Below are 7,915 nucleotides of genomic sequence, written 5' to 3' on the forward strand. Positions count from 1 at the left end.
GGCGTTCTCCGGTGACGCGTCACCGTCAGCCCGTCAGCTATGCTGCCCATTCCACCATCAGAGGAGAAACCCCGTGCGACTCGCCCCCGCAATTCCCATCATCCGCATCTTCTCGGAAGACAAGGCCAGGGAGTTTTACCTCGACTTCCTGGGCTTCACGCTGCAATGGGAGCACCGTTTCGAGCCGGGCTTTCCGCTGTATGCGCAGATCAGGCGGTCCGATTTGACGCTTCACCTGAGCGAGCACCATGGCGATGCCACGCCTGGGAGCACCATTTTTGTGCCGGTCGAGGACATCGATGCGCTGCAGCGCGAACTCGCGGCGAAGAACTACCCGTACGCGAAACCCGGCATCGAAGAACTGCCCTGGGGCCGGCAGATTCAGCTTGCGGACCCGTTTGGCAACCGCATCCGGTTTTGCGAACAGTCCGGCAGCTGACGCGGCTGCGGCTGACGGCTTGGTGGTTTGTTGACGCCCTGCCCAAATGGTGGGCAGCACCCCGCCAGGCCGCGCCAGTCAAGGCTTTGCCGGTCTTGTCCGGGGCTCATCAACAAACTTGTCCACACTGCGCAGGGATAACTTCATGCGGCAGGGCGATGCGCCGGCTCGGGTGGTTTTTTCGCGGTTTTCATACCAGCAATTACGGTGCTTTTCGGGCGGATTAACGGGTTTATTTTTGACTTTTCAGGGTCAAATGCCGTCCTGAACGGGGCTGCCCAAACTTTAAGCGCCACCCTGCCAGGCCGCGCCAGACAAGGCTTTGGCCGGCTTGTCACGGCCTCATCAACAAACTTGTCCACATTGCGCAGGGATAACTGCGCGCCCCGCTTTTCAGGCCGGCGGCAGGGCTTTTAGTTGGGCGAACGGTCGCCGCGCCCATACACCAGCTTCATCGCCAGAATCGCCAGCGCCAGCATCAGCGTGATGACGTTGGCGATCACCACCGGCCAGGCGTCCAGCATCAGGCCGTACACCAGCCACAGCGCCACGCCGACGGTGAAGACGCAGTACATGCTGAGCGAGACGCCGCTGACGTCGCGGGTTTTGAAGCTGAGCCAGACTTGCGGCAAAAAGCTCAGGGTGGTGAGGCAGGCGGCCAGGGCGCCGACACAGTCGTCCAGGTGGACGCCAGACAGTAGCGGGATCATCGGTTGCTTTCTTTTACGGTCCAGTCGAGCAGGGCGTCCAGCGCACCCTTGGCGGCTGGTGCGTTGGGGTGGTTGATGAGGCCGACGACGATGTAGCGCGTGCCGCTGGCGCCGTTGGCGTAGCCGGCAATCGCGCTCACGTCGCGCAGCGAGCCGGTCTTGACGAAGGCCTGGCCGGCCACGCCGCGCGCGCGCTCGCGCATGGTGGCATCGACGCCGGCCACCGGCAACGATTCGGCCAGCGCCTCGGCCAGCGGGCCTTGCGCCGCGTGCTGCAGCAGCGCGGCCAGGCTGGCGGCGCTGACGCGTTCGCTGCGGCTCAGGCCCGAGCCGTTGTCCATCAGCGGCAGGCTGCTACCCGGTAGCGTCTTGCGCCACCAGGCGGCCAGTGCGGCGCGGCCCGATTCGAGCGTGCCGCTTCTCGGCTGGCCGAGCCGGGCGTGCAGGCCCAGGCTTAAAAACAGGTGCTGGGCCATCACGTTGTTGGAGTATTTGTTGACGTCGCGCACGATCTCCAGCAGCGGCAGCGACTTGCCCTCCAGCCGCGCCGCCGCCTTGTCGCCCGACACGGTGCCGGTGCGGCGCCAGCTGGCCAGCTCCGGCGCGGTGGCGTCGCGCACGCGGCCGGTCAGCAGCCCGCCCAGCAGGCGCCACGAGCCCTCGATGGCACGCGCCGAGAAGCTGGCCGGGTCGGGGTAGGCGCTGGGCCAGATTTTTTCGCCGCAGGCCGACGAATAGCTGCCCAAAAACTCCACCCGGTCCGGGTTGTTCACGCTGGCGCGCAGCTCGCTGCGCCAGTCGCCGCAGCGCGCCACCCGAATCAGCGGCACCGACTCGTCGACCTGCAGCCCGGCCAGCGGCGGCTCGTAGCGCACCAGCGCGCGGCCGCTGGCGAGGTCGGGCGTGAAGGTCATGACCAGCGACTTGAAGTTGATCAGCAGCGCGTCGGGCCGGGCGTTGTAGGGCCGCAGCGGTTCGCCGTCAAACTCGCCGGGGTCGGTGGCCGGCACCTGGAAGGCGCTGCGGTCCAGCACGATGTCGCCGCGAATCACCTTGACGCCGCTGGCCTGCACCTGCATGAGCAGCGCCTGCAGCCGCTCCACCACCAGCTTGGGGTCGCCGCCGCCCTGCACCAGCAGGTTGCCGCTGAGCAGGCCGTCGCGCAGGCTGCCGTCCAGCGTGACGCCGGTTGTCCAGGTGAAGTCCGGGCCGAGCGCTTCGAGCGCGGCGTAAGTGGTCACCAGCTTCATGACCGAGGCCGGGTTCATGGGCACGTCGGCGCGGTGGCTCAGGCGCGGCGGCTGCTTGCCGCTGGCGTCCAGCACCAGCAGCGAGACGGCGCTGGGTGGCACCTGGGCCCGCGCCAGCGCCTTTTCAACGGCGTGGGGCAGCGGCGGGCTTTGGGCCAGGCCGGCGCCGGCGGCCAGGGCGAGCCAGCCGGCCAGCAGGGCGCGGCGCGCCAGCGGGCGGCGCAACAGGTCAAAATTCATGGGCAGATTATCGCGGGACGGCCTGGCGCGGCAGGGATAATCAGCGCATGGCCCTGCGCCGCGCCACGACATGCGGCGCGCGGTATGCTATGAATTCAATAGCTGTATGCGCGCTATTTACCTGGGCTAGAGCCCGATTTGATGCCGAAAAACCTGAAACTGCTCGCTTTTGACACCAGTACCGACCGCCTGTCGATTGCGGTGACGGACGGCGTGCGCCAGTGGCAGCACAGCGGCCCAGGCGGCGCGCAGGCCTCGACCACGCTGATTCCGGCGATTCTGGCGCTGCTGGCCGAATCCGGCCTGGCGCTGGACGAACTCGATGCGATTGTCTTTGGCCGCGGGCCGGGCTCGTTCACCGGCCTGCGCACCGCCTGCGCGGTGGCGCAGGGCCTGGCGTTTGGGGCGCGCCACGGCGCCGGGCTGCCGGTGTTGCCCGTGGACACGCTGATGGCGCTGGCCGAAGAGGCGCGCTTTCAGCGGGCCGGTGCGGCGGCTGCGCTGGGTGCGACCAGTGAGGCACCCCTTACCGTCACCGCGCTGCTCGATGCGCGCATGGACGAGATGTACCTGCAAAGCTATGTATTTGATAGCGGCAAGTGCACATCCCTGATGGACTGCGAGCTGATTCGGCCCGAAAACCTGGTGCCGGATGCGGCCACGCAACTGCTGGCGGGCAATGTGTTTGGCGTTTATGCGGCCCGCCTGCCGGCGGCGCTGGCGACTTTTCCGCGCGTAGACGCGCTGCCCAGCGCCAGCGCGCTGCTGCGGCTGGCGCCCGCGCTGGTGGCGGCCGGCCGGTGCGTGGCGGCAGAGCTCGCGCTGCCGCTCTATGTTCGGGATAAAGTAGCGCTGACGACCGAAGAGCGCGCCCAGGCCAAGCATGACAAGGCCGAAGCCGCGCTGGCTGGACTGGCTTCAGGGCTGGTTCAACCCGGCCCACCCTGATTGCCCGCCCCGCCATGAACGCTGTCCTGAAACCCGCCGAAGCCCAGTTTGAAGCCATGACGCCGTCCTGGCTGCCGGCGGTGGCGCGCGTCGAGCAAAGCGCCTACGAGCACCCGTGGACGCAGACCAATTTCAGCGACTCCATCCATGCCGGCTACCGGGCGCAGTTGCTGACGGCCGGCAGCCCGCCCGATGCGGCGCTGATCGGTTATTTCATCGCCATGAAGGGCGCGGGCGAGGTGCATTTGCTCAATATCACCGTGGCGCCGGCGCACCAGGGCCAGGGCTGGGCGCCGCTGATGCTGGACGGGCTGGCGGTCTGGGCGCGCAGCCAGGACGCGCAGTGGCTGTGGCTGGAGGTGCGCGTGGGCAACACCCGCGCCAAGGCGGTGTACGAGCGTTACGGCTTTCGCCATGTCGGCACGCGGCGCAACTACTACCCGGCCGGCCCGGCCGGCCTGGGCGGGGCGACGAAACGCGAAGACGCGCTGGTCATGAGCCTGCCGCTGTGAGCCCCGATGACGAAAGCCCGCGCGTGAGCCGCCGGGCCGCTCCCAAGGCGAATGGCACGGCAGCACGTAGTGCGGAGGTTAACCAATGAGCCTGAACCTCGACAAACGCCAGCGCGCCATGCTGCGCGAGATGGGCGTGCAGATCTGGCAGCCGGCCGCGCCTGCTACGCCGGCCGCCCAGGCGGCGCCCGAAGCCGAGCTGCCCGAGCCTCAGCGTGCTATAAATTCAATAGCTGCTACCTCCCGTTTTCCGGGGACTACCGCCCCAATAGCCCCCCAAAATCCACCGGCCCGGCGGCCCCCACCGTCAGCACCCGTCGCCGCACCGGCCCCGCCGCCGCAGGCCCCTGCAGACAGCGGCGCGGCCAGCTGGCGCCTGGGCGAGGCCTGCGCCCTGTATGCCGACGCGGGCGCGGCCCCGGGCGCACGCTGGCTGGTGCTGGCCGAAACCCCGGCCGCCGCCCTGCGCGCCCAGCCTTTCGAGCCGCTGCAGGGCGAGGCCGGCAAGCTGCTCGACAACATGCTGCGCGCCGCGCGCAAGCACCAGGCCGGCAGCGTGCTGCTGGTGCCGCTGGCCCGGCTCGCCGCCAGCAGCGGCCTTGAAAGCGAACTGCCCGCCGCGCTGGCCGCGCTGCTGGCCAGCGCCCGGCCCGATCTGGTGCTGGTGATGGGCCGGCTGGCCGCGCAGGCCCTGCTGCAATCGACCGAGCCGCTGGGCCGGCTGCGCGGCCAGGTGCATCGCCTGCAGGGCGCCGCCACCGTGGTCAGCTATGACGCCCACTACCTGCTGCGCAACCCGGCCGACAAGGCCCGCGCCTGGGACGACCTGTGCCTGGCGATGAGCCTGGCGCCAAGCTTGACGGCCGCCGGCTGAGCCGCTTCAGTCGGTTCAGGCGGCAGCGCTGCGGTTGGGCGCCAGCACCGACACAATCGCCACCACCATCAGCGCCACCGCCGCCCAGTCCTGCCAGTGCAGCACCTCGCCCAGCGCCAGCGCGCCGGCAAACACGCCAATGATGGGAATCATCATCACGCTCAGGGTCGAGGCAATCGGCGGCAGGGTGCGCGCCAGCGTCAGCCAGGCGGTCTGGGCAAAGCCAAACACCAGCACTGCGTTGTAGCCAATCGCGGCCCAGGTCGGCGCCGAGGGCGCCCGCCACTGCGGATATTCCAGCGCCACGCACAGCAGCGTGATCAGCACGGCGGTGATCAGCATCATCCAGAACGACAGCGTCAGGGTGGCGATGCCGAGCGTGGTGCTGCGCAGCCGCTGCGTGCCCAGCGCCCAGATGGCGGCGGCCGCCAGCGCCGCCAGCACCGCCAGCGGCTGGCCCGACAGATGCGTCAGCTCAAACCACAGCAGCAGCGACACGCCCAGCGCCGCCGCCGCCACGCCCAGCCATTGGCGCGGCAGCAGCCGGGCGCCAAAAAAGAAGGCGCCCAGCAGGGCCGAGAAAATCGGCATGGTGTAGCCCAGAATCGCCGAGCGCCCGCTGCTGAGGTATTTGACGGCCAGAATGATCAGCACGTTCCACAGCACCATATTGGTCATGGCCAGGCGCAGCACCTCGCCGTATTGGTCGCGCGGCACCCGAAACGGCGTGCGGCGCGCCAGCATCAGCAGCGCCAGCACCGGCAGGCCGATCCAGATGCACAGGGCGCGAAAGGTCAGCGGCGGGTAGGCCGTGACGCCGAGTTTCATCACCGGCCAGTTGAGGCCCCAGACCAGGGTCAGAAAGGCAAGCAGCAGCAGTTGGTGGCGATTGAGTTGCATGGGGCACGGGCGGGGAAGGAAGCCGGAAGGAAGCCGGAAGGAAGCGGGAAAGAGGCGGGAAGGCGGTCAGGCCGGTGAGCAGGCATTGTCCCGTTTTGGCCGCGCCTGTGCCGGCAGTCGGGATAGCGGAGTTTCTTACAATAGCCGCATGACTTTCATCGACATGCTGGGCGCTGCGGAACGCCAGAACCATTCCCTGCTGTGCGTCGGCCTGGACCCGGAGCCGGCCCGCTTTCCCGGCAAGCTCAAGGGCGATGCCAGCAAGATTTACGACTTTTGCGCCGCCATTGTCGACAGCGTGGCCGATCTGGTGATTGCCTTCAAGCCGCAAATTGCCTACTTTGCCGCCCACCGCGCCGAAGGCCAGCTCGAGCGCCTGATGGACCACATGCGCAAGACCGCGCCGCAGGTGGCCATCATTCTGGACGCCAAGCGCGGCGACATCGGCAGCACGGCCGAGCAGTACGCGATCGAGGCCTTCGAGCGCTACGGCGCCGACGCGGTCACGCTCTCGCCCTTCATGGGCTTTGACTCGGTCGCGCCTTACCTCAAGTACCAAGGCAAGGGCGCGTTCTTGCTGTGCCGCACTTCGAATCCCGGCGGCGACGATTTGCAGAACCAGCGGCTGGCCTCGGTCGATGGCCAGCCGCTGCTGTATGAACATGTGGCTCGGCTGGCGCAAGGCCCGTGGAACCTCAACGGCCAGCTCGGCCTGGTGGTCGGTGCCACCTACCCGGCAGAAATCGAGCGCGTGCGCAGCGTGGCGCCGACCTTGCCGCTGCTGATTCCCGGCGTCGGCGCGCAGGGCGGCGATGCGGTGGCGACGGTCAAGGCCGGCTGGCGGCCGGACGCGCCCATCATCGTGAATTCCTCGCGCGCGATTCTGTATGCCTCCTCGGGCGACGATTACACCGAAGCGGCCCGCCGCGAAGCGATCAAGACGCGCGATGTGCTGCAGGCGGCCCGGGGCGTATAGCTATCTTTTTGATAGCTGTATGCGCTCGTTGTGTATGGGCTGGAGGCCTGTTTCTTTTTGATCTTCCCTAATTCGCCACGGTAAAGCGGCGCTGCAGGTGCTTCGGCTGCTCGATCTCATCGACAATGGCCACGGCCAGGTCCGGCACCGAAATACCGGCCGGCTGCTCGCCCTGGCCGGGTAGCAGCTCGTCGGCGCCGAGCCGGTATTGACCCGTGCGCACGCCCGGTGCCAGGCCAATCGGGGGCGAGACAAAGCTCCAGTCCAGCGTGGTTTCCCCTTTGATACGGTTGAGGGCTTCGCGTGCCGCCAGCGCGCCCTGCTTGTACTCGGCCGGAAACTGCGGCGTGTCCACCAGTTGCAGGTCGGGCGCCACCAACAGGCTGCCGGCGCCGCCCACCAGCAGCAGGCGCCTGACGCCGGCCGCTTTCACGCCGTCCACAATCGCCTGCGTGCCCTGCAAAAACAGCTCATAAATTTTCGGCTCGCTCCAGCCCGGGTTGTAGGCGCTGATCACGGCATCGGCGCCGGCCACGGCCTGGGCCACTTGGGCAGCGTTGAGCACATCGGCCGCCAGCACCGTCAAGCCGGTTTGCGGAGCCAGTCTGGACGGCGTGCGCGCCAGCACGGTGACCTGGTGGCCCCGGCTCAGCAGTTCGGGAAGGATGGCCGAGCCGACAAAACCGGTGGCGCCAATCAGTGCGATGTTCATCAAAAACTCCTGGGGATTAAAGAAGTCTCTAGTTTGATTCCTTCACAAATTACTGAATAGAGGGCTTAATTGGCTAACACTGTGAAGCTCAGCTAACTAATAAGCCTCTAACCCATGGACCAACTCAAGCGCATGGCGATCTTTGCCGAGGTCGTGGCGGCCGGCTCTTTAACGGCGGCGGCGCGGCGGCTGGGCATGACCCCCTCGGCCGTGAGCCAGCACCTGCGCCAGCTCGAACAGGCGCTGGGGCTGGCGCTGCTGCACCGCTCCACCCGGCGCCTGACGCTGACCGAGGCCGGCGAGCGCTACCACGTCGGCTGCGCCGCCATGCTGGCGGCGGCGCGTTCGGCCGAG

The 7,915-nt window shown here is 67.9% G+C and carries 10 protein-coding genes; 6 read left to right on the plus strand and 4 right to left on the minus strand.

Annotation, left to right across the window (positions count from 1 at the left end; all coding sequences use genetic code 11):
* The first annotated feature begins 73 nt into the window (after nt 1-73).
* Nucleotides 74-439 (plus strand): glyoxalase superfamily protein, encoded by a 366-nt coding sequence (locus RMO23_RS17455; protein ID WP_309684042.1) that lies wholly within the window; start codon nt 74-76, stop codon nt 437-439.
* A 413-nt stretch (nt 440-852) separates the two neighbouring features.
* Here RMO23_RS17455 and RMO23_RS17460 read toward each other — a convergent pair whose 3' ends face one another.
* Both RMO23_RS17460 and RMO23_RS17465 read right to left on the minus strand, forming a co-directional pair.
* Nucleotides 853-1,149 carry a SemiSWEET transporter gene (locus tag RMO23_RS17460; protein WP_309684043.1) on the minus strand — a complete coding sequence of 99 codons (297 nt, stop codon included), beginning with the start codon at nt 1,147-1,149 and terminating at the stop codon, nt 853-855.
* The gene (locus RMO23_RS17465; protein ID WP_309684045.1) at nt 1,146-2,639 is read right to left on the minus strand and encodes a D-alanyl-D-alanine carboxypeptidase/D-alanyl-D-alanine-endopeptidase; all 1,494 of its coding nucleotides are present in this window, start codon (nt 2,637-2,639) and stop codon (nt 1,146-1,148) included. The genes RMO23_RS17460 and RMO23_RS17465 overlap by 4 nt, the downstream gene beginning before the upstream one ends.
* Nucleotides 2,640-2,780: 141 nt before the next feature.
* Here RMO23_RS17465 and tsaB point away from each other — a divergent pair, with 141 nt between their 5' ends.
* The 3 genes from tsaB to RMO23_RS17480 all read left to right on the plus strand — a co-directional run bounded on the left by tsaB (nt 2,781) and on the right by RMO23_RS17480 (nt 4,973).
* Nucleotides 2,781-3,587: a tRNA (adenosine(37)-N6)-threonylcarbamoyltransferase complex dimerization subunit type 1 TsaB gene (gene tsaB, locus RMO23_RS17470; RefSeq protein ID WP_309684058.1), complete on the plus strand. Its 807-nt coding sequence runs from the start codon at nt 2,781-2,783 to the stop codon at nt 3,585-3,587.
* A 14-nt stretch (nt 3,588-3,601) separates the two neighbouring features.
* Nucleotides 3,602-4,099 carry a ribosomal protein S18-alanine N-acetyltransferase gene (gene rimI / locus RMO23_RS17475; RefSeq protein ID WP_309684047.1) on the plus strand — a complete coding sequence of 166 codons (498 nt, stop codon included), beginning with the start codon at nt 3,602-3,604 and terminating at the stop codon, nt 4,097-4,099.
* 85 nt (nt 4,100-4,184) lie between these two features.
* The gene (locus RMO23_RS17480) at nt 4,185-4,973 is read left to right on the plus strand and encodes a uracil-DNA glycosylase family protein (RefSeq protein ID WP_309684049.1); all 789 of its coding nucleotides are present in this window, start codon (nt 4,185-4,187) and stop codon (nt 4,971-4,973) included.
* 15 nt (nt 4,974-4,988) lie between these two features.
* Here RMO23_RS17480 and RMO23_RS17485 read toward each other — a convergent pair whose 3' ends face one another.
* Nucleotides 4,989-5,873, minus strand: coding sequence for a DMT family transporter (locus RMO23_RS17485; RefSeq protein WP_309684051.1), 885 nt, complete (start codon nt 5,871-5,873; stop codon nt 4,989-4,991).
* 148 nt (nt 5,874-6,021) lie between these two features.
* Between RMO23_RS17485 and pyrF the strand changes: the two genes are divergently transcribed.
* Nucleotides 6,022-6,849, plus strand: coding sequence for an orotidine-5'-phosphate decarboxylase (pyrF, locus tag RMO23_RS17490; protein ID WP_309684052.1), 828 nt, complete (start codon nt 6,022-6,024; stop codon nt 6,847-6,849).
* 67 nt (nt 6,850-6,916) lie between these two features.
* Here the strand turns inward: pyrF and RMO23_RS17495 are convergent, their stop codons facing one another.
* Nucleotides 6,917-7,561 carry an NAD(P)H-binding protein gene (locus RMO23_RS17495; RefSeq protein WP_309684054.1) on the minus strand — a complete coding sequence of 215 codons (645 nt, stop codon included), beginning with the start codon at nt 7,559-7,561 and terminating at the stop codon, nt 6,917-6,919.
* Between the two features lie 114 nt (nt 7,562-7,675).
* Between RMO23_RS17495 and RMO23_RS17500 the strand changes: the two genes are divergently transcribed.
* Nucleotides 7,676-7,915: LysR family transcriptional regulator (locus RMO23_RS17500; RefSeq protein WP_309684056.1), on the plus strand; the 240-nt coding region annotated here is incomplete at its 3' end.

The sequence above is a fragment of the Polaromonas sp. genome (genome assembly GCF_031411155.1).
Lineage (GTDB): Bacteria > Pseudomonadota > Gammaproteobacteria > Burkholderiales > Burkholderiaceae_C > Polaromonas.